Source organism: Streptomyces sp. NPDC096324, from assembly GCF_044763015.1.
In the GTDB taxonomy this organism is placed as follows: Bacteria; Actinomycetota; Actinomycetes; order Streptomycetales; family Streptomycetaceae; genus Streptomyces.
Genome location: NZ_JBIWFK010000023.1, coordinates 1 through 24,757, shown reverse-complemented (window position 1 = coordinate 24,757; position 24,757 = coordinate 1). Strand labels below are relative to the sequence as shown.

The 24,757-nt window shown below is 70.2% G+C and carries 22 protein-coding genes; 11 read left to right on the top strand and 11 right to left on the bottom strand.

Annotated features, from left to right (window positions below):
* Positions 1 to 5: 5 nt before the first annotated feature.
* From ACIQ7M_RS38190 to ACIQ7M_RS38165, 6 genes are all read left to right on the top strand, one after another.
* Positions 6 to 695, top strand: coding sequence for a UbiX family flavin prenyltransferase (locus ACIQ7M_RS38190; protein WP_355762534.1), 690 nt, complete (start codon positions 6 to 8; stop codon positions 693 to 695).
* A gap of 62 nt (positions 696 to 757) precedes the next feature.
* Positions 758 to 1,213 (top strand): Lrp/AsnC family transcriptional regulator, encoded by a 456-nt coding sequence (locus ACIQ7M_RS38185; RefSeq protein WP_266761447.1) that lies wholly within the window; start codon positions 758 to 760, stop codon positions 1,211 to 1,213.
* Positions 1,214 to 1,307: 94 nt separating this feature from the next.
* Positions 1,308 to 2,471, top strand: coding sequence for an aminofutalosine synthase MqnE (gene mqnE, locus ACIQ7M_RS38180; protein ID WP_339130803.1), 1,164 nt, complete (start codon positions 1,308 to 1,310; stop codon positions 2,469 to 2,471).
* Between the two features lies 1 nt (position 2,472).
* Positions 2,473 to 3,006, top strand: coding sequence for a GNAT family N-acetyltransferase (locus ACIQ7M_RS38175; RefSeq protein ID WP_403653024.1), 534 nt, complete (start codon positions 2,473 to 2,475; stop codon positions 3,004 to 3,006).
* An 83-nt stretch (positions 3,007 to 3,089) separates the two neighbouring features.
* Positions 3,090 to 3,395 carry a DUF4229 domain-containing protein gene (locus tag ACIQ7M_RS38170; RefSeq protein WP_355762543.1) on the top strand — a complete coding sequence of 102 codons (306 nt, stop codon included), beginning with the start codon at positions 3,090 to 3,092 and terminating at the stop codon, positions 3,393 to 3,395.
* Between the two features lie 47 nt (positions 3,396 to 3,442).
* Positions 3,443 to 4,117: a TetR/AcrR family transcriptional regulator gene (locus ACIQ7M_RS38165; protein WP_355762545.1), complete on the top strand. Its 675-nt coding sequence runs from the start codon at positions 3,443 to 3,445 to the stop codon at positions 4,115 to 4,117.
* A gap of 58 nt (positions 4,118 to 4,175) precedes the next feature.
* Here the strand turns inward: ACIQ7M_RS38165 and ACIQ7M_RS38160 are convergent, their stop codons facing one another.
* Positions 4,176 to 5,468, bottom strand: a complete 1,293-nt coding sequence (locus ACIQ7M_RS38160; RefSeq protein ID WP_403653020.1) for a DUF6716 putative glycosyltransferase — start codon at positions 5,466 to 5,468, stop codon at positions 4,176 to 4,178.
* 204 nt (positions 5,469 to 5,672) lie between these two features.
* Positions 5,673 to 6,641 (bottom strand): MaoC/PaaZ C-terminal domain-containing protein, encoded by a 969-nt coding sequence (locus tag ACIQ7M_RS38155; RefSeq protein WP_403653017.1) that lies wholly within the window; start codon positions 6,639 to 6,641, stop codon positions 5,673 to 5,675.
* Between the two features lie 582 nt (positions 6,642 to 7,223).
* On the opposite strand from ACIQ7M_RS38155, the gene ACIQ7M_RS38150 reads away from it, so the two are divergent.
* Positions 7,224 to 9,128 (top strand): AMP-dependent synthetase/ligase, encoded by a 1,905-nt coding sequence (locus ACIQ7M_RS38150; protein ID WP_355762554.1) that lies wholly within the window; start codon positions 7,224 to 7,226, stop codon positions 9,126 to 9,128.
* A gap of 109 nt (positions 9,129 to 9,237) precedes the next feature.
* Here the strand turns inward: ACIQ7M_RS38150 and ACIQ7M_RS38145 are convergent, their stop codons facing one another.
* Entirely contained in the window at positions 9,238 to 9,441 is a 204-nt protein-coding gene (locus ACIQ7M_RS38145) for a cold-shock protein (RefSeq protein WP_037627265.1), read from the bottom strand.
* 345 nt (positions 9,442 to 9,786) lie between these two features.
* Between ACIQ7M_RS38145 and ACIQ7M_RS38140 the strand changes: the two genes are divergently transcribed.
* Entirely contained in the window at positions 9,787 to 10,635 is an 849-nt protein-coding gene (locus tag ACIQ7M_RS38140) for a menaquinone biosynthesis protein (RefSeq protein WP_355762557.1), read from the top strand.
* 96 nt (positions 10,636 to 10,731) lie between these two features.
* Complete coding sequence (locus tag ACIQ7M_RS38135; protein WP_403653163.1) at positions 10,732 to 12,576, top strand: serine/threonine-protein kinase; 1,845 nt, start codon at positions 10,732 to 10,734, stop codon at positions 12,574 to 12,576.
* 25 nt (positions 12,577 to 12,601) lie between these two features.
* Here ACIQ7M_RS38135 and ACIQ7M_RS38130 read toward each other — a convergent pair whose 3' ends face one another.
* Together ACIQ7M_RS38130 and ACIQ7M_RS38125 are read right to left on the bottom strand one after the other, a co-directional pair.
* Positions 12,602 to 13,204, bottom strand: coding sequence for a hypothetical protein (locus tag ACIQ7M_RS38130; protein WP_403653013.1), 603 nt, complete (start codon positions 13,202 to 13,204; stop codon positions 12,602 to 12,604).
* A 49-nt stretch (positions 13,205 to 13,253) separates the two neighbouring features.
* Positions 13,254 to 17,819, bottom strand: a complete 4,566-nt coding sequence (locus tag ACIQ7M_RS38125) for an FtsK/SpoIIIE domain-containing protein (protein ID WP_403653010.1) — start codon at positions 17,817 to 17,819, stop codon at positions 13,254 to 13,256.
* 277 nt (positions 17,820 to 18,096) lie between these two features.
* Between ACIQ7M_RS38125 and ACIQ7M_RS38120 the strand changes: the two genes are divergently transcribed.
* Entirely contained in the window at positions 18,097 to 18,402 is a 306-nt protein-coding gene (locus ACIQ7M_RS38120) for a WXG100 family type VII secretion target (protein ID WP_164369568.1), read from the top strand.
* A gap of 96 nt (positions 18,403 to 18,498) precedes the next feature.
* Here ACIQ7M_RS38120 and ACIQ7M_RS38115 read toward each other — a convergent pair whose 3' ends face one another.
* The 6 genes from ACIQ7M_RS38115 to ACIQ7M_RS38090 form a co-directional block, all read right to left on the bottom strand.
* Positions 18,499 to 19,077 (bottom strand): hypothetical protein, encoded by a 579-nt coding sequence (locus ACIQ7M_RS38115; RefSeq protein WP_403653007.1) that lies wholly within the window; start codon positions 19,075 to 19,077, stop codon positions 18,499 to 18,501.
* A gap of 112 nt (positions 19,078 to 19,189) precedes the next feature.
* Positions 19,190 to 19,735 (bottom strand): hypothetical protein, encoded by a 546-nt coding sequence (locus tag ACIQ7M_RS38110; protein WP_403653004.1) that lies wholly within the window; start codon positions 19,733 to 19,735, stop codon positions 19,190 to 19,192.
* 358 nt (positions 19,736 to 20,093) lie between these two features.
* Complete coding sequence (locus tag ACIQ7M_RS38105; RefSeq protein WP_403653001.1) at positions 20,094 to 21,317, bottom strand: enoyl-CoA hydratase/isomerase family protein; 1,224 nt, start codon at positions 21,315 to 21,317, stop codon at positions 20,094 to 20,096.
* A gap of 58 nt (positions 21,318 to 21,375) precedes the next feature.
* Positions 21,376 to 21,678: a hypothetical protein gene (locus ACIQ7M_RS38100; protein ID WP_403652998.1), complete on the bottom strand. Its 303-nt coding sequence runs from the start codon at positions 21,676 to 21,678 to the stop codon at positions 21,376 to 21,378.
* A 59-nt stretch (positions 21,679 to 21,737) separates the two neighbouring features.
* Entirely contained in the window at positions 21,738 to 22,559 is an 822-nt protein-coding gene (locus ACIQ7M_RS38095) for a hypothetical protein (protein WP_403652996.1), read from the bottom strand.
* A gap of 209 nt (positions 22,560 to 22,768) precedes the next feature.
* A complete protein-coding gene (locus tag ACIQ7M_RS38090) occupies positions 22,769 to 23,383 on the bottom strand; it encodes a hypothetical protein (protein ID WP_403652993.1) in 615 nt (204 codons plus the stop codon).
* A gap of 422 nt (positions 23,384 to 23,805) precedes the next feature.
* Between ACIQ7M_RS38090 and ACIQ7M_RS38085 the strand changes: the two genes are divergently transcribed.
* A complete protein-coding gene (locus ACIQ7M_RS38085; RefSeq protein ID WP_403653160.1) occupies positions 23,806 to 24,456 on the top strand; it encodes a hypothetical protein in 651 nt (216 codons plus the stop codon).
* Positions 24,457 to 24,757: the final 301 nt, after the last annotated feature.

Here is a 24,757-nt window from a genome sequence, read left to right as displayed (position 1 = left end):
ACATCATGAAGCCAGGACAGACGCAGCGCCGGCCTTGGATCGTGGGGGTCTCCGGCGCGTCCGGTACGCCGTACGCGGCCGCGGTGCTGCGTTCGCTGCTGGATGCGGGGGAGAGCGTCGACCTGGTCGTCAGCAGGGCCTCACGGCTCACGCTGCTCGACGAGACCGGCCTCCCGTTCCGCGACGCCCACTGGCGGGACGACCTGCGCGCCTGGCTGGAGCGGGGCGCCGACGGCAAGCCCGGCACCTTCGACGTCCCCGGGGAACATCTCGACGGCGTACGGCACTGGAGCGCGGGCGACCTGGCGGCGGGCCCCTCGTCGGGCTCGTATCCGGCCAAGGGCATGCTGATCGTGCCCGCGTCCACCGCCTGTGTGGCCGGAGTCGCCCTCGGCCTCTCCAAGGATCTGCTCCAGCGGGCCGCGAGCGTCACCCTCAAGGAGGGGCGCAAGCTGGTCGTCGCCGTGCGGGAGACCCCGCTGAACGGGCAGACGCTGCGTCACCTGGTCTCCCTGGACGACGCGGGAGCCGTCGTGCTGCCCGCCTCGCCGGCGTTCTACGCGGGGGCCACGCACATCCAGGACCTGGTGGACTTCGTCGCCGGACGGGCCCTCGACGCGGCGGGCGTCGAGCACGGCCTGTACCGCCGGTGGAAGGGCGAACTCGGGAGCGGCTCCCGGGACGCCACCACCTGACCTCGCACGACCTCTCGACCTCTCACGACTTCTCAGACCTTTTCAGCGGAAGGCTCGATCGCATGGACGCGGTGGACAGGCAGCTCATCCAGGCCCTGAGGGAGAACGGCCGGGCCTCCTACGCGGAGCTGGGGCGCCTCGTCGGACTGTCGGGACCCAGTGTCACCGACCGCATCAACCGGCTGGAGGCGGCCGGCGTCATCACCGGGTACCGCGCGACGGTCGACTCGGCCTCGCTCGGTCTCGGCGTCACCGCCCTGATCGGCATCTCGCTTTCCGACGCGGCCGACCACGAGGACGTGGCCCGGCGGCTGCGCGACCTCAGCGAGATCGAGGACTGCTGGTTCATCGCGGGCGACGACTCGTTCATGCTCAAGGTGCGCTCCAGCGACGTCGACGGACTGGAGAAGACCATCCGGCGGCTGTCCGGGACCAAGGGCGTCTCCCGGACCCGTACGACGATCGTGCTCTCCACGAAGTGGGAGAACAGGGTCGGCGAGCTGCCCGAGGAGGAGTAGCGGCGCCCGCGGCGGAAGGCCCTGGTGGGGGCCCTCTGCCGGAAAGCCGGGGGAGTACGGTTGGCAGCGTTTCGTCACAGGGAGAGGTAATCGCATGGATGTCGGGCTCAAGCGCGAGCTGGAGGACAAGGTCCGGGCCGGTGAGCGGCTCAGCCGCGAGGACGGCATCGCGCTGTACGAGTCGGACGACCTCGCCTGGCTCGGCGGGCTCGCGCACGAGGTGCGCACGCGGAAGAACGGCGACGTCGTCCACTTCAACGTGAACCGTCACCTCAACATGACGAACGTGTGCACCGCGTCCTGCGCGTACTGCTCGTTCCAGCGCAAGCCGGGCGAGAAGGACGCGTACACGATGCGCATCGAGGAGGCCGTCCGCCTCGCCACGGCGATGGAGGGCGAGAACCTCACCGAGCTGCACATCGTCAACGGCCTGCACCCCAGCCTGCCCTGGCGCTACTACCCGCGCTCCCTCAGCGAGCTGAAGAAGGCCCTGCCGAACGTCTCGCTGAAGGCGTTCACCGCGACGGAGATCCACCACTTCGAGACCATCTCGGGGCTGTCCGCCTCGGAGATCCTCGACGAGCTGATCGAGGCCGGTCTGGAGTCGCTGACCGGCGGCGGCGCGGAGATCTTCGACTGGGAGGTCCGGCAGCACATCGTCGACCACCGCACCCACTGGGAGGACTGGTCGCGCATCCACCGCCTCGCGCACGAGAAGGGTCTCAAGACCCCGTGCACGATGCTGTACGGGCACATCGAGGAGCCCCGGCACCGGGTCGACCACGTGCTGCGGCTGCGTGAGCTCCAGGACGAGACCGGCGGCTTCCAGGTCTTCATCCCGCTGCGCTACCAGCACGACTTCGTGGACATGAAGGACGGCAAGGTCCGCAACCGGCTCCAGGCGCGCACCCAGATGGCGACCGGCGCCGAGGCGCTGAAGACCTTCGCGGTCTCCCGGCTGCTCTTCGACAACGTCCCGCACGTCAAGGTCTTCTGGGTCATGCACGGCGTCCAGACCGCCCAGCTCGCGCTCCAGCACGGCGCCGACGACATGGACGGCTCGGTCGTCGAGTACAAGATCACGCACGACGCGGACAACTACGGCACGCCGAACAAGCTGACCCGCGAGGACCTGCTGGACCTCATCCGGGACGCGGGCTTCCGTCCGGTGGAGCGCAACACGCGCTACGAGATCATCCGCGAGTACGACGGACCGGACGCGGCACGCCGCGAGACGCCGCAGGCCATGCGGGTCTGACGTGGCGCTGGTCTTCGAACTGGAGCCGGCGGTCACCCCTGAGCTCAGGGACGGTGTCGTCGCCCTGTGGGTGGACGTCTCGAACGCGGGCGGCTCCGTCGGCTTCGTGCCGCCGGTCGCCGCCGGCGACGTGCGCCCCGAACTCGTGAAGCACTTCGTCGCCATGGCGGAGGGCCGCACCCGGCTGCTGGTCGGCCGGGACGAGGAGGGCGGCGTCGCCGCGACCGCCTTCCTCACGCACAACACCCACCGGCTGATGCGGCACTGGGTCTGGCTGTACACCGTGATGGTGCACCCGCGGCACCAGGGCAAGGGGTACGGCCGGGACCTGCTCGCCGCCGCCGAGGAGGCCGCGGGCCGTCTCGACGGCGTCGACGCGATACGCCTGACCTGCCGGGGCGGCGAGGGCCTGGAGCGTTTCTACACCTCCTGCGGCTACAAGGAGGTCGGGCGGGTGCCCGGCGCGATCCGGGTCGCGCCCGGCGACGACCGGGACGACATCACGATGCTGCTGCCCCTCGCCGTCCGCGGCTGAGGACCCGCTGCAAGATCGCTGTCCGGGCGTGCTTCACTGGACGGAGTTCTTTGGGACCGTTCGGAACGGAAGAGTGGATTGAGATGCTCCGCTACACACTGATGCGCCTTGGGATCTTCGTGGGCTGCCTCGTGGTCGTCTGGGGCCTCGTCTACTCGGGCGTCGCCCCCCGCGGACTCGGCGACTCCAACTACATGTGGGTCGTCCTGCTGGCCCTGGTGATCTCCGCGCCGATCAGCTTCGTCGTCCTGCGCGGCGCGCGCGACCGCGCCTCGGCCCAGGTCGTCGCCCGTGTCGACCGCGCCAAGGCCAACCTGGAGCGCAACCGCAACCAGGAGGACGCCCTCCTGGACGAGAGCGCCCAGGGCACCCCGCACCAGGCCTCCTGACACCGCCGCGCGCCCGGTCGCGCCGCGCGCCCTCGTAGGCTTGGCGCATGGGTGCTGTGAAGAACAAGCGGATGCCCCGCGCGGTACGCGAACAGCAGATGCTGGACGCGGCCGTACGGACCTTCGGGCAGCGCGGTTACCGGGCCGCGTCGATGGACGAGATCGCCGAACTGGCCGGCGTGTCCAAGCCGTTGGTGTACCTGTACCTGAACTCGAAGGAAGACCTGTTCACCGCGTGCATCCGGCGTGAGGCCAAGGCGCTCACCGACGCGGTCCGCGCCGGAGTCCGCCCCGAACTGCCCGCGGACCGTCAACTCTGGGAAGGGCTGCGGGCGTTCTTCACGCACACCGCCGAGAACCCGGACGGCTGGGCGGTCCTGCACCTCCAGGCCCGCACGCACGGCGAGCCCTTCGCCGCCGAGGTCTTCGCGATGCGCGAGGAACTGGTCCGCTTCGTCACGCAGTTGATCGTCGTCGCCGCGCGCGAGGCGCACCGCGACCCGTCGCTGCCCGCGCGGGAGGTCGCCGGGCTCGCGGAGGCGCTGGTCGGGGCCGCCGAGTCGATGGCCGCGTGGGCCAACGCCACCCCCGGCGTCTCGGCCCGGCAGGCCGCCGCCACCCTGATGAACTTCGCCTGGACGGGACTCGGCACGCTCATGCAGGGCCGCCCCTGGTCCCCGCCGGCCCCGGCGATCCCCTCCCAGGCCGGCGCGGAGATCTGACACCTCCGGCCCGCGGGGCCCGTACGTGCCGGGCGGGGGCGGGCCGTTCCGGGCGGGGTCAGGCCTGGCCCCACCGGCGCAGCGCGGGGGCCACCCGCTCACGGCCCACCCGGTAGAGGGACTTGGCGCCGCTGCGCGCGGCCCGGCGGATCACCGTGCGCACCGGGCCTCCGCCGCTCGCGCCGGCCGTGAGCGGCAGCGGCCGGCCCTTCTCGTCGAGGCCGTTGCGCTCCAGGATGCCGGCGAGATACGCCCCCGCCCGCTGCGGTGAGTAGTACGGCCGCAGTGCCGGCAGCCGGCCCGCCGCCCCGAGCGCGGCGACCCGGGCGCGGGCGGCGGCGTACGGATCGCTCTTGCCGACGCCCTGCCGTGCCGCCCAGGCCGGGTCGACGCGCGGTGTCGCGCCGGCGTCCAGGTCGTCCCAGGAGGCGAGGCAGCCCGAGTGCACGAAGTAGTGGTTGCCGTGCGCCTCGCGGACCCCGAAGTCGGTGAGGATCGCGGTCGGGATGCCGCGGTGCATCGACTCGAGGGCGGCCGTCGAGCTGACCGTCACCAACAGGTCGGTGCGGTCCAGGACTTCGCCCATGTTGCCGTAGACGAGACGCAGGTTGTCCGGGGCCGGCTCGGTCATCCTCTCGATGAGGAGCTGGTACGGGTCGGCCTCGACGTGTGTGGTGTGCTCGCCGGGGAGGCTGCGCAGTTTCATCAGCACCAGCCGGTCGGGGTGCCGTCGCGCGTGGGCCGCCGCCCGCTCCAGCAGTTCGAGCCGGGACACCCGGCCCTTGGGCACCGACGGCTGGACGGCGAAGGTGAGCGTGAAGGGCCGCTCCGCGGACGGCGCGTACGGCTCCCCGCCGAGGAAGGGCAGGGCGCACTCCACCACCGAGCCGGGGTCGACGCCGACGCTCGCGAACGCTTCGCGGAAACGGTCCGCGTCGTAGGCGCTGTTGGCGAGGACGAGGTCGGTGCCGGCCCGGGTCATCAGCCCGTCGACCATCTTCTCGTACACGACCCCGACGTATCCCGTGACGGTGACCGGCCGCCGTTCCCTGCCCTCCCACGCGATGCCCAGGCCGTGGGTGAGCGCGAGCGTGGTGCCTCCCGCGGTGGCCAGGACGAGCACGTCGGCGGCGGCGAGTTCCCCGTCGTCGACCAGCTCCGCCACCGTGACGTCGCGCCGGGTGTCCGGCACGATGCCGATCTCCGCCAGTTGGCGCTCCGTCGGCGTGGCCCGGGTGCGCAGGAAGAGCGCGTCGAGTGCGTGGTCGGGAGCGATCTGCCGGGCGACGGACGCTCCCCACTTCCAACGGGTGTCGGAGTCGGCGATGACGGCGATTCGTCTGGGGGGCATGCTTCGGTGCCTTTCCTGGCGGCGGCCGGGGGTGGACCGAGGCTAGGAACGGTGTCTGAGCGTGGGATGAGGGGCTGCTTGAAGCCACCTTGGCGCACTGGGTGTGCACTGTGAGAGCTTCCTCAACGCAACGTTCTCACCTGCGAGTTGACGAAGGAGGGAAGGTTCGACGGGGGCTTTCGCCACGCACTGTTCGCCCGAAGTTCACGCGTCTCGCGGCCGCGTCGGGCGTACGGCGCCGGTCAGATGGACCCGTCCGCCCGAGCGGAGCTCGAACTCCGGCCCCCGCGCGGCGTACGTCACCACCCCGGGCAGCGGTACCGGCGCCCTGAACTCGGCCCGCACGTCGACCGCTTGTCCCGGGCCGTACTCGGCGAGGCAGCGGGCGACCGTCCACATGCCGTGCGCGATGGCACGCGGGAAGCCGAAGAGGCGGGCGGTGAGGGGGTGCAGATGGATGGGGTTGCGGTCCCCGGAGACGGCACCGTAGCGACGCCCGACGTCCGGACCGAGCCGCCACTCGGCGAGGGCGGGCAGCGTCCCGGAGCCCCGCCGGGCGTCGGAGGCCTGGCGGTGCGCCGGGTCCGGGTTCCGGCCGTGGTCGTGGTCCAGGTCCGGGTTCAGGGGCTGGTCGTGGGACCGGGCGGGAGCCTTGGGCGGGTTCCGTGGGCTGTGCCGGGCCAGGTAGGTGCTCCGCGACTCCCATACGAGCGTGCCGTGGACCCGTGCCTCGGTCAGCACGGTCGCCTCCGTGCCCCGCCGGTGCGGCGCCAGCTTCTCCACCAGCACCGCGAGTTCGTACTCCGCGTTCGCCGGGCACTCCCGGTGCCGGGTGATCCCGATCGAGGTGTGCACCAGCCCGAGCAGCGGAAGCGGGAACGCGCGCCCCGCCATGACCCGCATCGCCAGCGGGAAGGCGAGCACGTGCGGATACGTGACCGGCAGGGCGTCGGCGCCGGTCGGGAACCCGCACACCCGCTCGTACGCGGCGAGATGGGCGAGGTCGATCCGCGCACCGGAGAGGACGAGCCGGGTGGCGGGGACGGGGGCGTCCGGGCGGGGCCGCTTGAAGGGGGAGAGCAGGGCGCCGCGGGCCAGCAGCGGGACGAGCGCGGGGGCGGCGTCGAGGCTGTGCGTCCGCGGCTCGGGGCGGACGGGCGGCTGAGTGCGCATCGGAGTCTCCAGGCGGACGGGGAAGGTGCGGCTCTCGGCGGGCGGTGCGGCGCGGGGTTCGGTGACGGTGGGGTGGTGCGGGGTTCGGCGAGCGGGTGGGGTGCTGCGGGGTTCCGCGAGCGGGCGGTGCGGTTCCGCGCGGCGGCGGCATGGTCCGGCTTCCGGGCGGGCAGGAGGTGACTCTGGAGTAAGTTACCGGGGGTAAGGCTACGTCAGAAGGAGGGCGGGGGTCGAGATGGGATGCGGCGATCTCTCAGGGGGTCGGCTGTCCGGGGGTGGGGTTGGAGGCCTTCGGGGTGCCGGTGCGGGGTGTCCTGGCCCCGGGTTCACCAGGGCTGTCGGCGCCGGGAGTCATGGCTCGGCAAAGGGCACAGCTACCCCGGGTAACCCGCACTCCACCTGTGGCAATGCGTCACAAAGCCCACACTTCGGCGCCGTAGGATCCCCGTCTCACCGGGTTGCCCCGACCCCTGAACCCCCCACTCCCCAGGGCCGTATGAGATTTCGCGCCGCCGCGCGCTCCGCCGAGCCCGAACACGCCTTGCACCCGCCCCGGCCCCCCGGCCGACAAGGAGCCGCCCCGTGTCCAGCCCCTACTCGTCCGACTCCGCCCCTCCTCTGCCGGAGCCCGAGATCAAGCGGCTGGACGGTGTCGTGCGCGAGGTCGCGATGCCGCCGATCGTGGGCCAGGTGACGCACGGCTCCCTCGCGGACATCCCGTTCGACAACGCGGCCGCCGCCCCGCTGGACCCCGTCCTCAGCCGGAAGACCCCGGACGGCGAGGGCTGGCGGGACGTGAGCGCCGCCGAGTTCGCGGACGAGGTCCTCGCGGTGGCCAAGGGGCTGATCGCGGAGGGGCTGGTGCCGGGCGACCGGATCGCGATCATGGCCCGGACGACGTACGAATGGACCCTCCTCGACTTCGCCGCCTGGGCCGCCGGCCTGGTCACCGTGCCGGTCTACCCGACCTCCTCGGTCTTCCAGACCCGCTGGATCCTCCAGGACTCGGGTGCCGTCGCGCTCGCCGTGGAGTCCGTGGCGCAGGCCGCCGCGCTCGGCCCCGAGCTCCCGCACATCCCCGATCTGCGGCACATGTGGGTCTTCGAGAAGGGCCACGTGGAGCGTCTCGCGGAGCTCGGCCGCGACGTCCCGGACCAGGAAGTGACCGTACGGCGTGGGGTGCTGGGCCCGGACACCCTCGCCACCCTGATCTACACCTCGGGCACCACCGGCCGCCCCAAGGGCTGCGCCCTCACCCACGGCAACTTCTTCGCCGAGGTCGACAACGCCGTCGAACTGCTCTACCCGATCTTCAAGGCCCGCTCCCAGGACCCCGCCTCCACCCTCCTCTTCCTTCCCCTCTCGCACGTCTTCGGCCGCATGGTGGCCGTGGCCTGTCTGCGCGCGCGGGTGAAACTCGGTCACGCGCCCAGCCTCCAGACCGAGGAACTCCTCGCGGACCTGGCCTCGTTCAAGCCGACCTTCCTGCTCGCCATCCCGTACGTCCTGGAGAAGGTCTTCAACACCGGCCGCGCCACCGCCGAACGGATGGGCCGCGGCTCGTCCTTCGACCGGGCGGCCCGGATCGCCCAGAAGTACGGCGAGGCCGTCGAGGCCCGGCAGCACGGCACAGGTCCCGGCCCGAGCCGGTCCCTCCGTGCCGCCCGCGCCCTCTACGACCCCCTGGTCTACCGCCGTATCCGCAACGCCCTCGGCGGCCGGGTCCGGCACGCCATCTGCGGCGGGTCCCCGCTCGGCCGCCGGCTCGCCGCCTTCTACGCGGGAGCCGGCATCGAGATCTTCGAGGGGTACGGACTCACGGAGACCACGGCCGCCGCGACGGTCACGCCCCCGCAGAAACCGCGCCTCGGCACGGTGGGCCGGCCCCTGCCGGGCACCCGGGTGCGGATCGCCGCCGACGGGGAGGTGCTGCTGTGCGGCGCGCAGGTCTTCCGCGGCTACTGGGACCCGCACGCGGGCGGTGTCGTCGACGCCGCCCCGGACGGCTGGTTCGCCACCGGTGACATCGGAGAACTGGACGACGGCGGCTATCTCTCCATCACCGGCCGCAAGAAGGAGATCCTGATCACCGCGGGCGGCAAGAACGTCGCCCCGGCGCCCCTCCAGGACTTTCTCCGCTCCCATCCGCTGATCGCCCAGTGCATGGTCCTCGGGGACCGCCGCCCCTTCGTCTCCGCCCTCATCACCCTCGACCCCGAGGGCGTCGCCCACTGGCGCCGGATGAACGGCAAGCACCCGGTTCCGCCCGAACTCGTCATGGACGATCCGGAGTTGCTGGCCATCCTGCAGCGTGCCGTGAACGAGGCCAACCGGCACGTCTCGCGCCCCGAGTCCATCCGCCGCTTCAGCGTCCTGCCCGTCGACTTCACCGAGGCGGCCGGCCACCTCACCCCGTCCATGAAGCTGCGGCGCGCGGCGATCGAGAAGGACTTCGGCAGGGAGATAGAGGCCCTGTACGCGACGTAGCCCCCGCGTGACGGCGAAAAGGCAGGAGCCCCGCTACCGGCTGGTGCAGGGCTCCTTGGGTACTGCTATCCGTTCCGGATCAAAGCTTTGGGCTCATGGAGCCGCAGGCTTAGAGCGGAGTGACGTTCTCCGCCTGCGGGCCCTTCGGACCCTGCGTGACGTCGAAGGAAACCGACTGGTTCTCTTCGAGCGAACGGAAACCGTTCGCGTTGATCGCGGAGTAGTGGACGAAGACGTCCGGGCCGCCGCCTTCCTGGGCAATGAAACCAAAGCCCTTTTCGGCGTTGAACCACTTCACGGTTCCGGTAGCCATAAGCCCTCCTTGGGCCCAAAGGGTTGCCCTGCTCCAGAACCTGCGATTGTGTAAACAACTGCATACGTCTGAAAACGACGAGAGCCCGCGGTCACATGCTCCGCAGGCTCTGTACTGCAAGGGAAACCAAACTGCAACTTGCGGCGAGCCTAGCACGCAGGCAGCCGAAAGCAATAGAGGCGAAGATCACGTCATCCAGACGGGTGCTTCGCACGGGTGTCAGGGGTCTGACGTGCGTTGACTCCGGGGTGTCACAACGGTTGACATGGGGCGTCGGGAGGGTTTCCACCCGCACACGCCGACCCTGGAGCCCGCCCGTCGGCGGATGGGGTCTAGCCTCGCGATGTGGACAATTCTCGCACCCGGCCGCGCGTCGGCCACATCCAGTTCCTGAACTGCCTGCCCCTGTACTGGGGGCTCGCGAGAACGGGCACGCTCCTCGACTTCGAGCTCACCAAGGACACCCCCGAGAAGCTCAGCGAGAAGCTCGTGCGGGGGGACCTCGACATCGGGCCCATCACGCTCGTCGAGTTCCTCAAGCACGCCGACGACCTCGTCGCCTTTCCGGACATCGCCGTCGGCTGCGACGGACCCGTGATGTCCTGCGTGATCGTCTCCCAGGTCCCCCTCGACCAACTGGACGGCGCCCGCGTCGCCCTCGGCTCGACCTCGCGCACCTCCGTGCGGCTCGCCCAGCTCCTGCTGGCCGAGAAGGTCGGGGTGCGGCCCTCGTACTACACGTGCCCGCCCGATCTGAGCCTGATGATGCAGGAGGCCGACGCCGCCGTCCTCATCGGCGACGCGGCGCTGCGCGCCAACCTGCTGGACGGACCGAAGTACGGGCTCCAGGTGCACGACCTCGGCGCGCTGTGGAAGGAGTGGACGGGCCTGCCGTTCGTCTTCGCCGTGTGGGCGGCCCGGCGCGACTACCTGGAGCGCGAGCCGCTCGTCACCCGCAAGGTGCACCAGGCCTTCCTCTCCTCCCGGGACCTCTCCCTCGACGAGGTCTCCAAGGTCGCCGAGCAGGCGGCCCGGTGGGAGGAGTTCGACGAGTCCGTCCTGGAGCAGTACTTCACGACGCTCGACTTCCGCTTCGGCGGCCCGCAGCTCGAGGCCGTACGGGAGTTCGCGCGCCGGGTCGGCTCGACCACCGGGTTCCCGGCGGACGTGAACGTACGGCTCCTTCAGCCATGAGACGCCGGCCCCGGTCCCGGTAGTTTCGGGGCAGGGGGCGCGCACGGCACTACGCTGCTGGGCAGTGTGTACGGGGGAGGGGGAACCGTGAGTGCCATGCAGCCGCTCGGAGCCGACGAACCCACGGTCGTGGGGCCCTACCGGCTGCTCGGCCGGCTGGGGTCCGGCGGCATGGGGCGCGTGTATCTGGGACGCAGCGCGGGCGGACGTACGGTCGCGGTCAAGATCGTGCATCCGCACTTCGCGCTCGACGAGGAGTTCCGCGCCCGCTTCCGCCGCGAGGTCGAGGCGGCGCGGCGGGTGGGCGGCGCGTGGACGGCGCCGGTCCTGGACGCGGACCCGGAGGCCCCGGTCCCCTGGGTCGCCACCGGCTACGCGGCCGGCCCCTCCCTGACGCAGGCGATCGCCGACGGCGGGGCGCTCCCGGTCCACTCCGCGCGCGTGCTCGGCGCCGGTCTGGCCGAGGCGCTCACCGCGGTCCACGCGCTGGGCCTCGTCCACCGTGACGTCAAGCCCTCCAACGTGCTGCTCACCCTCGACGGTCCGCTCCTCATCGACTTCGGCATCGCCCGGGCCACGGACGGCACCGCCTCCCTCACCTCGACGGGGGTCTCGGTCGGCTCACCCGGCTACATGTCCCCCGAGCAGATCCTCGGCAAGGGCGTCACGGGAGCCGCGGACGTCTTCTCGCTCGGCGCGGTCCTCGCGTACGCCGCCACCGGCGAGCCTCCCTTCCCCGGCGACTCCTCCGCCTCCCTCCTCTACAAAGTGGTGCACGAGGAGCCGCGACTCGACTCCCTCGAAGGCGAGTTGCGCGAACTGGTGGCGGCCTGCCTGGCCAAGGAGCCCGCGGCGCGGCCCACTCCGGGCGAGGTCGCCGTCCGGCTCGCACCGCAGGGCGCCGCCCGGCTGGTGTCGGCGGGCTGGCTGCCGGGCGCCCTGGTCGAGCGGGTGAGCCGAAGTGCCGTACAACTGCTGAACCTGGAGGCGACGGGGGCCGCGCAGGCCACGCCCTCCGGGCTCCTGGGCTTCAGCAGTCCGTCGGTCGAGGCGGGCCGGGCGACAGGGACGGGGACGGGTGCGGGGTCTGGGACGGGTGCCGGGCTCGGCGACGCGCCGTCCGGTGGCGGGGGCTTCGGGCCCCCTCCGCCGGGCTTCGGGCCGCCGCCCGCGATGCCTCCCTACGTGCCGCGGCAGGGCGACGCCAGGACCGCCGGGCCCCAGGACGCCGTACACCGTGAAGGGACGGCGGACCCGCGCCCGGCCGACCGGCCCGGCAAGCTCTCGGTCAGTGTGGCGGCCACCTCCGCGCCGGGGGCCGGGGGACAGGGCCGCAGGATGAGCTGCACGGTCGCACTCGCCGTCGTGGGAGCGCTGGCGGCGGTGACCGTGGGATCCGCGTTCCTCTTCGACCTGCTGCCGGGCGGCGGCGCCGACGACGGGGGGAACGTGGCGGGCGGGCGCCCGTCGGCGAGCCGGAGCGCCACCGGCTCCGATCCGTCGGTGAGCGCCACGCGGCCGGGTTCCACGGCGAGCGCCCCGGAACCGGCCCCGACGAGGAGCGGGTCCGATCAGGGCGGCGAGCTGTCCGCGATCCCGGCTTCCTACCTCGGCACCTGGGAGGGCCCCGGTCTCGGCCTCAGCGGCACCCTCCCCATGGGGACCTTCCGTGTCACCGTCCATCAGGCGTCCGTGGGACAGGAGTTGGGCACGTTCCGGCAGACCGACCAGATCGGCGGCATCTGCGACGACGTCCTCGTCCTCAAGAAGGTCACGAAGAAGCTGCTCGTCGCCACGAGCGTGGCCTCGGAGTCCAACCGGGACGTCTGCACGACGGGCCGCCACGAGGTCCGGCTGACGCCCGTCGGCAGCGACCTCACGTACGAGACGGACAACGCCGAGGCGGGGGACCCGGTGGCCAGGATGACCAAGGTGGGGTGACCGGACGGCGGCCGGACCTCCCGGTTCAGGCGGCCGCCGCGCTCCGGCGGGCCTTGTCGATCCTGAAGAGCACGGTGAACAGCACGGCGGTGGCGAGCACCGTCGAGAGCAGGCCGAGAGCCCAGACCCAGGGGTACTCGACGTGCACCCAGCAGGGGTTGCCCCGGCTGTAGCAGCCGGGGTTCCAGTCGCGGTGGTACTTCGGGCGCGAGGTCGTGAACACCACCAGCGCGCAGAAGCAGCAGGCGGCGAGACCGGGCAGGGAGGCGGCCGCCCAGCCGAGCGAACGGAGCGGCCTCTCCTTCCACTTCATCCGTGAAAGCGGCGCGATCAGGGCGGCGAGCCCGAACGGCAGCACGGCTCCGACCGCGGCCGCGAAGCCGTACCCGCCGCCGGGCGAGGCGGGAGCGGCACGGCCCCAGAGCTCCTGCCCCCAGGCCTCCGCGGTCATCCCGAACGCGGCGCTCGCCGCCAGGGCCGCCAGCAGGATCAGACAGCCCCCGCCCACGTTCTTCCAGGACGTCTTCTCGCGTGCCTGCTGCCCCGTGGACGGCCGCCGCCGTACATGCTCATGGCCCAGCGCGCCCTTCGTGGCCCTCCGCCGCTTCGGTCTCGCCGACCCGCCCACCGGATCCCTCTCTCTGGCTCCCGCCGCCCTGCCCGCACGGGCCGACGGCCTACATCGGTGTCGTCACCGTCAGCGGCTCCCCGTCGCCCAGGTGCAGCAGGCCCTTGCCGGGGGCGACGGGACCGCCGACCATGCTGCGGTTCGTGCGAATGCCGATCAGCTCACCCGCGGAGGAGTCCTGCGGAGACAGCAGGATGCCGCGGCGGCCCTTCTTCATCTCGACCTGCCAGCCGGAGAACCCGCTGCACACGTCCTCCTCGTCGCCGGCGATGACCAGGCCGAGGCCGCGTTCGCCGCCGCGCTGCACGATCCGCTTGAAGACCGTCTCGGCGTCGCAGTCCTCCAGGACCTCGCCGTCGTCGACCAGCACCACGATCGGCTCCTCGGGTGTCGCCGAGTCGATGGCCTCGCGCAGGTCGTCGCCCTCGATGTCGTCCTCGTCGAAGACCTTCAACACGCCTTCCTGGCCGCCCAGTTCGCGCAACGGTGACGGGCGGGGCGCCGCGACGACCAGCCGTACGCCCTGGGCCAGATACGACCGGGCCATGTTCATCAGCGTCGTACTGCGGCCGGACTTGGCGGGGCCCGCGACGACGAACGTCGGCACGCCCCGGGAGAGGTCCGGGCCGAAGCCCCTGACGTCGTCGCCGCCGATGCCCACCAGGCTCCACAGCCGGGAGCGGGAGGCCTCCGGGTCGCGCATCTCCCAGGCGTCGGCGAAGCCGATCCGGGTGGGCAGCACGTCGACCCGGAACGGGCGCCGGGCGCGCGGCAGTTCGGCGTCCCGTACCGCGGCGGCCTCGCCGATCGCGGTCAGCGCCGCGGCCTGGCCCTGACCGGTGGAGTCCTCCGTGAGCAGGGCGAACTGGGTCTCGGTGCCGTGCTCGTTGCGGTAACCGCGGCCGGGCGGGATCTCCTCGGGGATCTTGCGCGCGTTGACGCCGATCAGTGAGAAGTCGGAGCGGTCGGCGAGCCGCAGGGCGTACTTGTCCTCGGTGAGCGAGCCGATCCGGGTGGAGAGGATCTGGCGGTCGCCCGTCATCACCAGGTGCAGTCCGACGCTCGCGCCCTCCCGCATCATGGCGGTGAGCTGGTCGGTCAGGTCGCCGTGGTCGTACTCGCCGAGCGTCGGCAGCCAGCCCTCCCACCGGTCGAGCAGCACCACGATGTGCGGGAGCCGTTCCTCCGCCCCCGACGCGGCCCGCTGCTCGCCGATGTCCGCGAAGCCCTTGTCCGCCAACAGGTCCTGTCTGCGGGTCAGTTCACCCTTCAGGCGGGCGATGAGGCGGACCACGCGCTCGGTCTGGTTGCGGCCGACGACGGCGCCGCAGTGCGGCAGCCGGGCCAGCGCGTTGAGCGCGCCGTTGCCGCAGTCGATGCCGTACAGATGGACGTCGGCCGCCGAGTGGGTGCGGGCCAGCGAGCCCGCGATCGTGCGCAGGATCTGCGATCGTCCGCTGCGGGGGGCGCCGCCGATGAGCAGATGCCCGAAGGAGGCGAAGTCCACCACGACGGGCCGGCGGGCCTGGTCGGCGGGCAGGTCCTCGACGCCGTACGGGGCGGGCGGCAGCTTGCCGGGACCGCCCCGGAACGCGGGCGCGGTGATCTCGTCGAGCAGCAGCGTCTCGGCGAGGGCGGGCAGCCAGGGGCTGTGCTGGGGTGGGATACCGAGGGCCCGGTTGGCCTCGCGCACGGCGTCGACCAGCACCTTGAGGTCGGTGATCTCCTCCTCCTCGCGCTGTTCGGCCTTCGGCTTGACCAGCGTGGCCCGCCCGAGGTCCGACCAGCCGAGGGGGCCCGCCCAGGGTGCGAGCGCCGCCGGGTCGGCGGCACCGGGCCGGCGGCCACCGACGCGTCCCGACTGGAACGGTACGAGCGAGGCGTGCCCGAGACGGACGTACGCGCGGCCCGGTGTGTTCTTGGAGATGTGCCCGGCCTCGGGGGAGTCGATGACGTCGCTCGACTCGCCGCCGTCGGTGACGCGCAGCGCTATGCGGAGGTTGGTGTTGGCCCGGATCTCGGGCGAAACGACACCGCTCGGCCGCTGGGTGGCCAGCAGAAGATGGATGCCGAGCGAACGGCCTCGCTGGGCGATGTTGACCAGACCCGTCACGAAGTCGGGCAGGTCGCGCACCATGGAGGCGAACTCGTCGATGACGATGAGGAGTCGGGGCACGGACGGGTGCGAGGGATCACGGCGTACGAGGTCCTGGTAGTCCTCGATGTCCTTGGCGTCGGCGTCGGCCAGGATGTGCTCGCGCCGCTTGAGCTCGGCGCCGAGCGATTCCAGCGCACGCTCGACGAGATGGGCGTCGAGGTCGGTCACCATGCCGACGGTGTGCGGGAGTTGGACGCAGTCCTTGAACGCCGAGCCGCCCTTGTAGTCGACGAGGACGAAGGTCATGTTCTCGGGGGTGTTGGCCACGGCCAGCGACGCCACGATCGTCTGGAGCAGCTCGGACTTTCCGGAGCCCGTCGTACCGGCGATCAGACCGTGCGGGCCGTCGCGCCGCATGTCGATGCCGAACGGGCCGTCGTACGACTCACCGATGACCGCCGTCGTCGACTGCCCGCCCATCCGCCAGCGCGCGCTGATCGCGTCCCCGGTCGGTGGTTCCAGTCCCAGTACGTCGAGCAGCCGGCTTGCGCCGGGCAGGGCGGAGTCCTCGGTCTCGCCGCTGATGTCGCGCAGCGCGGACAGGGCGCGCGCGAGCCGGGAACTCCAGGCCGCCGACACGAAGTCGGGCCGTACGTCCCGTACGCGGGCGACGCCCGTCTGCTGCACCCGCAGCCGCAGTTCGAGCGCCTTGGACGTGCCGGTGGCGGAGTCGTCGGTCTCGGTGGCGTGCCACGCGTGGAAGGAGGGGAAGCCGCCGGGGGCGGTCGGCGCGGTCCTGGCGGGCGTCTGCGCGTCCGGGTGTTCCTCGGGCTTCGGCTCCGCGATGACGATGGCCTGGCACTCGCCGGGCAGGAACCGCTCCTCGGCGTCCAGACAGATCGCGTACATGGACATGGCGGGGCCCTCGCGCAACAGCCGCACCACACCCGGCATGGACCGCAGCCGCCGGGAGCCGTCCCAGACGACGACGATGTCGGGATCGCTGAACGAGGCCTTGTTGCCGTTCTGCCTGGCGGCCTTCTGACGGGCGTCGAGGAGCTGGGTCAGCTCGCCGATGCGGGCGCCGACCGTCTCGGCGTCCGTGCCGATGAGCACGTTGGCGTCCTGGGCGCCGGCGGGCCGGCTGTGCGGGAGCCAGCGCACCCAGTCCCAGCTCTCCTGGCCGCTGCTCTCCGTCAGGACGTAGAACTGGACGTCCAGCGGGCTGTGCAGCACCGCGGTCTGCGCGACGGCCCAACGGCCCAGTGCCTGCGCCGAGTCGCCGGGCCCGGCGATGCCGACGACACCGCGCTCGGCGAGCGGGAGGGAGACCGGCGCGTCCTCGATGGTCCAGGTGACCTGGCGCTTGTGGTCGTCCTGCTCGGGATCGTCGAGCACGACCTCGGACGGGAGTTGTCCGGTGCCGACGCGCAGCAGCAGATGGTCGGCGTCGGTGCGGCGCCGCTCCCACAGCCGGGTGCGGGGTCCGGTGCCCAGTGACAGCACGGTCGCCGGATCGGGGATCGCCCGGCGCCGGTCGAGGCGTTCGGCGAGCAGTGCCTCCTGGGCGTCCTTCTCGATCCGCGCCTTGTGCTCGTTGTACTCCTTGACCTGCTTGGCGTGGGACTTGCGGCCCTGCTTCTTGTCCATGAAGTAGTTGCCGAGCATGATGAGCGGGCTCAGCAGAGCCATGATCATGTAGTACCAGCGCCCGAAGACCAGCACCATGACGATGGCGCTGACCAGCGGCGTCAGCGCCATCAGCCAGGGCAGCGGCCGGGCCTCGTAGTCCCGTACGGGGCTGGGCAGCCGGAACTTCGTCTCGCGCTCGGGCGGATGCAGTCGAGGGGGCCGGTTGTAGTCGAGGCCGGCGCCGTCGTCCGACCACTTCAGAGCGGCGTCGGGCGGGGTGTAACGGTCGAGCTGGAGAAGGGTGTTGCCGATCGCTACCTGGCCGCCGAGGGGCCAGCCGTCGCCCTCGCGTTCCTCGACGGGTTCGCCGTCGAGGGTGACGCCCTTCTTCTCCCCGTGCACGGTGACGCCGCACGTTCCGTCCGTTGCGACTGACAACGTCAGTGCTCTTTGCGGAAGTTCGGGATCGTCGATCCGGATGTACGAGGCCGGTCCGGCGCCGATGTCGTACCGGCCGATCCCGAGCCTGTGCACGGCACCCGCCGACGGGCCGCCCGCCACCCGCAGTTCGACCAGTCCGGCCGGCTCGCCGGGCAGGCAGCCGGCCGGGTCGTGCAGACTCACGACGGCGCCCTCGCGCAGCGGCGAGGTGGCGATGGTCGCGGTGGGGTCGACGGGATGGCCGTCCACGTACGCGACCGGCGCACCGCCGCCCGCGGCCCCCTGGTGATGGCCGATGGGGATGATCTGCGCGCCGCCCCCGTAACCGACGTGCTCCGCGAGCTCTTTGGCGATGTCCCCCACCGAGGACTCGGGATCCGCGTCGAGAACCACATCGGCGGTGGCGCCGCCGAGCGGGTCGACGACGGTCAGAGTCAGCCGCACGCTCGTCCTCCCCCAGACACCGAGGGCCGCTTCCGGAACGCGGGCCACAGTGCTTCCGACCCTATCCGCTCACCGCTTCCCGCAGGCAACGGCCCGTGTGAGGGAACAACGAAGGCCCGGGCCGGGAAAGGCCCTTGGTGCGCGCTCGTGACACAACCGGGGTGTGCGCCTGCAAGCGCCGTAAGTAAGCTGCTTGCTCGACGCGGACGATCGCACCATCCGCATCAGGAGCCACGGGGGTTGGCCCTGCGGCGAGTTGAAGCATGGAGGACGCCACATGGCCGGCGGCAAAGACGCGGACATCACTTACGAGAAGATGCGGGGCGCTGCCAAGCGACTTGGCCACGAGAAGGAGAAGATGGAGGACAAGCTCCACGGCCTCGACAGCTACATCGACGGCCTCGTGGCCGACGGCTACACGACGTCCAAGGGTTCCCAGGCCTTCGACGACTCCTTCAAGGAGTTCACCAAGGGCATGAAGGAAACCCTTGAGGGCCTCAAGGGAATGGCCAAGTTCCTTGAGGACGCGGCGAAGGCCTATGAGGATCTGGATGATCAGCTGGCCAAGGGTGTCAAGGGCTGACAGCCGGACCTGGCGGACCGCACCGGGGGTGACGGGGTGCAGGGCGCCCCGTCACCCCCGGGTCCGTGCGACGCGGCGCTGTCGGAACTTCGTCCCTCAGGGAGAGTCGGCGGCGGCGCCGGTGTCTTCAGCGGGGTCGATGAAGGACACCGTGCGCAAAACTGCTATCAGCAGGTCACAGAACTCGGCCCAGTACTCGGTTGAAGCGGTGTAAAGCGTGAAGATCGCCGTGTACGGACCTGTGGTGAAAGGAACATGGACCTGGATTTGGCCGGTGAGGAGTTTGGTCTCCTCTCCCGTCGCTGTGACTTCCGGCTGCAGTGTGAACTCGCGCAGCGTCACACAGGAGACCGCTGGGCCACAGGGGAGGTCCAGCCAGCGGGCGTCGTTCAGCGGATCCGCGGCGAGAATGGCGAGCGTGCCGTGAGCGGCGATGTCCGGATCCGTCTGGTCGGTCTCCACGGCGGCCACGGTGAAGGCGCATTGGGCGACGCCGCCTTCCTCGGTGGAGAAGAGTCCCGTGGCGGCGTACGAAACGCCTTCGTCGGCCATGTATTCGGCGATCGCGGCGTAGTAGGGAGCCGCCGGGGTCCACAACGACTCGTCGCCCTGTGAGTAGAGCTCGCGGACGAACGAGTGGGCGAGGGTGTCGCGCTCTTCCGGGGTGAGGGCCACCGGAAGAGCGAAGAAGCCGTCAGGGACGGTGAACCATATAGGCGGAATGTCTGACGGGTCGGCGGAGGCCGGTGGGACGGTGTTCGTGGGAGTGGTCATGTGGCCGTTCCGCTCAGAGATCGCCGGGTTCGAAGTTCACGTGCTCGCCGTCCGGCCCCATGAGTCTGAGCTGCGGGTCGCTGCCCTCCCGCGGGTCGGGATCCGGTTCGGATGTCACTTCGATCGTGAAGTTACCGCTGGGCCTTCGGGTGACCACGGTGCGGAAGGACGGGTGCTCGGCCGTGAAAGCGGCCACCGTCTCCTTCTGGCCCGGAGTCAGCTCCTCAGGCGTGACGACCGTCGAGGCGTAGGCGAGATGGCGCACGACCTCCCAATGGTCGCTGGCGTTCGGCGGGGCTAGCCTGCACCACGAACGGTCCGTGAAGGTGATCACTGCCTCCAGGCCCACCTTGGTGAACGTTCGACGTTCGACACTCGCGATACCGGCCCGGTCCGCCTGCCAGAGCACTTCATCTCGGGTGGTGTCGTCGTCGGGAAAGCCGAGCACGAGTACCCGCCGGTCCGTGATGACGATGTGGGTGCGGTATCGCTCAGGGCACCGGCCCGGATCGAGCTGCCACGGGAGCGTGCGCGCGACGGTGCCGGACGCTGCCCACATGACGGGGAAGTCATCGACCTCGTTCTCGTGGTCGTGTGAACGGCCTGTACCCCGAGGGCTGCTGCCGATGCTCCCGGCGGCTGCCAGGGTCTCCACCGCCCCCAGGACAGCGAGAGCAGCGGCACGGACGCCGAACGCTCCGGCAGCCCGGACTCGTCTTTCCGACTTCGAACGGATGGTGAAGACCGGGCCTTCGGGCCATCCTGTCAGTTGGTCCTGGATGTCGCTGCGTTCCGTGTCACGGAACCAGCGCATGCCAGCGACCGCGTCGGCAGTACCCGTCGCGAAGCTTCCGGGACTTCGTGCCAGGACGGTCTCGCCGGGGAGCGGTTGCCAAGTAGCCATCCGATTGACGCCTTCAGTGTGAGGTGGCCGCTTGGTGGAAGCGGTCGCCGGGATTGATTGCTTCTCCGATGTGCTGCGTGATGGTAGTGACCTTGGGTCCGATCTTTCCGGCAGCGTCGATGGCGATACCCAGGGGTTGCTCGGGGTTCAACGAGAGCTTGCCACCAGTGATGAGCTTCAGCCCTTTGGTTCCGACCCACTGCCCCTGGTGGTAGCCCGCCTCGGCGAGTCCCGCGAGACGGTTCATCGTTCCGGATTCGGAGCTGATGAGACCGATCTTCTCGAACGATCCGCCCAGCACCACTCGCTTGCCCAGCAGGCTGAGCCCGCCATCCACCTTCGTCGCGAGATCTCCGGTCGCGAGGATGTTGCGCGTTCCCGCCGCGAGGTCGGCGCCTCGCATTCCCTTGCCGAACATCGCCGCCCGCTCGATGGCTGTGGCCTTTGTGGCCACCTTGACGCCCTTGCTGAAAAGGCCGATGCCGGGAAGGAGACCGAGCGCATCCGTACCCAGCTCCATCCAGCTGACGTCCGCCCCGGCCGCCTTGGCGATGGAGTGCGTCAGCAGAGCGAGTCCGCTGGTGAGTAGGGCTGCGGCACCGAAGATGGCACCGAGAGGCTCGAAGGGGATGGTGATGATCGCGAGCAGGCCCAGAATCGCGGTGAGGTCGCTCAGCAGGTCGCCGATGAAGGCGATCAGATCGGCGTGGTCCTTGATCCACTGACCGGTGGCATCCCAGGTGTCCGCGATGCCGTGCCCCAGCTTGTCCCAGAAGCCGGGCTCATCCGGCGCGATGTCGGCTGCCTTGTCGAGATCCTTCCCGATCAGTCCGGCGGCCTTTCTGTAACGGTCTTCGAGGTCATGGACCTTGTTGGTGACCTCGTTCACCGCACTGGAGGCTTTGCCGAATTCCTCACTGCCCTTGCCGTCGGCCTTCTGGTCGGCCTTCTCCCTGGCTTCGAGGACCTCGCCCGCGGACTTCTCGAGCCGGTCCGCCTCATCCTGGAACTCCTTGAGTTCTCCGGCCCACCGGTGGAGAGCGTGCGACGCCTTGTCGAAGGAGTCGTGACTCTTGCGGATGAGAGGAGTGACGTCGTTCCCGATGTATTCGGTGAAGGCCAGGGCCGTCTTGCCCTTCCACGCACCGCATTCAATCCGTTCCAGCTCACGGAGCGCGGTGCCCAGCTCGGTCGCCAGGCCTCCGAGCTTCTTGGCCAGGTCTCGGGTGTCCTCCACGTCTCCCGGCGTGGGGTCCCAGCCTATGTGGGGAAAGGCCGGACGCTTTCCTGCCACCTCATTTGCCCTTCTTGTTCGAGGTCTTGAGCGACTCGGCGAGATCCAGGTCGAGTTTGCCGAAGGAGTCGCCGATCTTGTTGATCATCTTGACGGCGTCGTGGGTGTGCTTGCCGAGCTGCTTGATGCCGTAGCCCCAGTCGTCGGCGAAGTCCTGTACGTCCTCGACAAGCTTGCCTTCGCCTACGGCCGAGGCGTCCGTCCCTTGGAGGGTGCGGCGCGTCGTCTCCATGCGATCGCTGATCGTGGCGAAAGTCTTTTTCAGGTCCTCGAAAATGGTGTCTTCGAGGCGGAGATCACTCATGTGGGTCACTGACTTTCTGAGTGGTCGCTGGCCGGAGTTCCTCAGGCCGGGCAGCGCTGTCAATGGTTGACGGACTGGATTTCCTGCACCGTGATGTCCTGGGTCGTTCCGAAGGTGCCGTCGGGGAGGTTGCCGCCTGCTCCTCCTGTGCCGGTCCAGTTGACTTCCCAGGTGATGGTGGACCGGAGTTTGTAGGTGCCGTCGCCGGATGAGCGGAGGTATTTGATGCCGCAGGGTGGGGTCTTGGTGGCCTTCCCCTTGGCGTAGGGCTCGCCGATCGAGTCGTCGTCGTTGAGGCGGCACTCTCCGGAGGCCGGGTAGGTCTCGGCGTCGCTGGTGCCTGGTTCCAGGGTGAGGGAGACCGGCTTCGCGGTGGTGATCGCGGAGATGTTGAGGCCGGCGACGTTGAGGGACGCGGTGACGGACACGTCCTTGAAGGTGGCTTTGTCGAGCCAGGCCCAGGTGGGCAGGTTGACCTTGGTGATGTCCCGGGGGGCGAGGGTGACTTTCGTTTCGGGGAGCGTGATTCTGTTGTAGGCGAGTTCCGCCAGGACCTCCGGAGTCACGGCGTTCTTCACCGGAGGAACGTCCCCGTTCAGGACCCAGAACGGCAGCTCACTGCAGGTGAAGGCAGCGGGATCGTCCAGACGGTTCGGGTTTTGGACGGATACCCACCAGTTGCCCTCGCCGGCCTCGTCGAGGTTGTAGTCCTTGTACTTGCCGTCTTTGTAGATGTCCCGGAACTGGCCCGTCGCCGACTTGGCGTAGTTCGGCTGCTGGGGGTCGTTGACGACTTCGTCGTATTCGCCTTCGACCTTCTTCTTGAACTCGGCGGCCGAGACGGGCTCGTACCAGCAGGCCGGCGGCGTCCAGTTCCCCACGGGCGTGACGTTGCCGGAGGAATTGCCACCCTTTCCGCGGGCGCTGCCGGAGTACGTGATCCGCGACTCCAGCGTGTGGCCGGAGCGGTTTGCGGATGTGTTGACGCTGGTGTCGGAACTGCCGGTGCCGCGATCTGCGAAAGCCTGGCCGGGCAACAGCACACAAGTCGTCGCAAGGGCGCCGACGGTGAGTACCCGGCCTTTGGACCTTAGCGCGCGCACTTGCCGCTGCCCCTCTCGGAGACGAGCTGCGTCGTCTGCCAGACGCCGTTGCCGGCCTTCTTCAGGTGAGTGTTGTAGTAGACGTACGAGTTCTTGGTCACCGGGGTTTTGTCGACCTTCTTGGTCTTCACGTTCTTGTTGAACGCCTTGCTTTCGTCCGTGCAGAACGTGACTCCCGCGGATGTCGTTCCGTAGAGCGTCACACTGGGACGGAAGTAGCGGACGGTGCCGGTGTACGTGATTCCGGCGTCCACGAAGGTCTTGACCCATTGGGCGCCGCCGACGAGGGCGTCGCCCTGCCGGTAGAAGGCGAGGGCCGGTTCGTCGGGATTTCCCTTGATGATGGCGTAGTTGGTGGCCGTCTGCGCCCGCCCCGCGTCCGCCAGGACAGCGTCCTTTGTCGCGTCCCCTGTCTTCCATCCCTCGAACTCGTCCTTCACATCGCCCGGAAGAGTGATGTCCGGCCGGTCGGCGTTGTCCGAAGGGCTCGCGCTCGGGGAAGCCGGACCCGTGCTTCCCTGGTCCGCTCCGGCGATCTTGTCGTTCGCCTTCGGGCTCTCGTCTCCGCCCCCACAAGCCGTCAACAGCAAGGCTGTTGTCACGGCGAACGCGGTAGCAACGGGCAAAGAGCGGCGCTTCACAAGGGACTCCCCGTGGGACATCGGTTGAGTGAGGTCGGTCGAGGGCAATGACGGTATCCATGGGGCTGTTGGTTTCGCCAGGCGGAAACCCCACGGTGGGCGTGGGCATACGGGGTGTTCCGGGGTGAATTGGCTTCCTACGGTGGCCGGATGGTGTTCCGGGACACATCGGCCCGTGCTGAGACGGGGCCGCTTCCACATCTCGCCCAGGGTTTGCGTTCGACACCTTCACAGGAGGTGCGTCGCGTGGGCGGAGCCCTTCGTCTCCGGGGTGTTGTCCCCGCGTCCGCCGCACCTCGTACGCTGATCCGAGCCGAACAGGTCGAACACACACGTCCGGTTCGCACACCAGGCAGAGGATGAACGACGCACCCGGGGGCGCCATGGACCGCTACATCGAAACCCTCACCGTCGAGCGCGGCGGGTTCCGGATCAAGGTGCCGGAATCGTGGTGGGAGTTCGACGTGCGGCCGGAGTCGCGGGACGACTCGATCCGGCGGATGGTGAGTGAACGGATCGAGAGTCACCCGGAGTTGGCGCGGCATCGCGACACCTACATCGGCTTCCTCCGGAAGGCCGCCGCCGACGCCTGGAAGTCCGGTGCCCTGTACTGCGGCTGCATGGCGGAGTCGTTCGGCGGGGACACCCCGATCACCGGATCGGTCACCGTCTCGATCGTCGGCGGCCGTACGCGGACCGGCGAGCCCCTTCCCACGGACCCGCAGGCCATCGCGGGACAACTCGCCGTGCGGGAGGCGAAGAAGGAGGGCGACGCCTGGCGCAAGGTGACCACCGTCGAGATACCCGGCGTCGGCCCTGCCGCGAGGACGTACGGCATCGAGGACATCGTCGTCCCGGACGACAGCCTCCAGCGCACGATCCGGGCCGTGCTCATGCAGACGTTCATCCCGGTGCCCGGCCAGGAGGGCAAGGTCGCCCTGGTGGCCGGCAGCAGCCAGGTCCTCGATCTGGCCGATTCCTTCTTCGACGTCTTCGACGCCGTCACCTCCACGTTCCGCTTCGCGGAGCAGTAATTCGCGGAGCACTGAACGGACGGCGGCTTGGCGCCGGGACCTCCCACGGCGACGCCCCGGCGACCTCGGACGGCGACGCCCCGGGCGACCTCCCACGGCGACTTCTCGCGACGGCGTCCCGGGGTGGTATCCCAGGGGGCGGAGAGCCGTCCGAGGCGCCTTCCCGCGACCGCTTCCCTTTCTCACCCCGCGGCGTCTCCAGTAACTTCGCTTGTGTGTACGGGTGTTGTTGAGGCGGGCGTGACGGGGGTTGCGGCATGGCGGGGAATCGGCCGGGTGACTGGCATGTGCTGGATCTGGA

What these genes read in the sequence shown, in the direction of transcription:
- ACIQ7M_RS38155 (WP_403653017.1), bottom strand. Translation starts at nt 6,641, where the DNA reads ATGCGCACTCAGCCGCCCGTCCGCCCCGAGCCGCGGACGCACAGCCTC.
- mqnE (WP_339130803.1), top strand. Translation starts at nt 1,308, where the DNA reads ATGGATGTCGGGCTCAAGCGCGAGCTGGAGGACAAGGTCCGGGCCGGT.
- ACIQ7M_RS38160 (WP_403653020.1), bottom strand. Translation starts at nt 5,468, where the DNA reads ATGCCCCCCAGACGAATCGCCGTCATCGCCGACTCCGACACCCGTTGG.
- ACIQ7M_RS38100 (WP_403652998.1), bottom strand. Translation starts at nt 21,678, where the DNA reads ATGAGTGATCTCCGCCTCGAAGACACCATTTTCGAGGACCTGAAAAAG.
- ACIQ7M_RS38145 (WP_037627265.1), bottom strand. Translation starts at nt 9,441, where the DNA reads ATGGCTACCGGAACCGTGAAGTGGTTCAACGCCGAAAAGGGCTTTGGT.
- ACIQ7M_RS38190 (WP_355762534.1), top strand. Translation starts at nt 6, where the DNA reads ATGAAGCCAGGACAGACGCAGCGCCGGCCTTGGATCGTGGGGGTCTCC.
- ACIQ7M_RS38185 (WP_266761447.1), top strand. Translation starts at nt 758, where the DNA reads ATGGACGCGGTGGACAGGCAGCTCATCCAGGCCCTGAGGGAGAACGGC.
- ACIQ7M_RS38110 (WP_403653004.1), bottom strand. Translation starts at nt 19,735, where the DNA reads ATGTGGGCAGCGTCCGGCACCGTCGCGCGCACGCTCCCGTGGCAGCTC.
- ACIQ7M_RS38085 (WP_403653160.1), top strand. Translation starts at nt 23,806, where the DNA reads ATGGACCGCTACATCGAAACCCTCACCGTCGAGCGCGGCGGGTTCCGG.
- ACIQ7M_RS38170 (WP_355762543.1), top strand. Translation starts at nt 3,090, where the DNA reads ATGCTCCGCTACACACTGATGCGCCTTGGGATCTTCGTGGGCTGCCTC.
- ACIQ7M_RS38120 (WP_164369568.1), top strand. Translation starts at nt 18,097, where the DNA reads ATGGCCGGCGGCAAAGACGCGGACATCACTTACGAGAAGATGCGGGGC.
- ACIQ7M_RS38135 (WP_403653163.1), top strand. Translation starts at nt 10,732, where the DNA reads ATGCAGCCGCTCGGAGCCGACGAACCCACGGTCGTGGGGCCCTACCGG.
- ACIQ7M_RS38165 (WP_355762545.1), top strand. Translation starts at nt 3,443, where the DNA reads ATGGGTGCTGTGAAGAACAAGCGGATGCCCCGCGCGGTACGCGAACAG.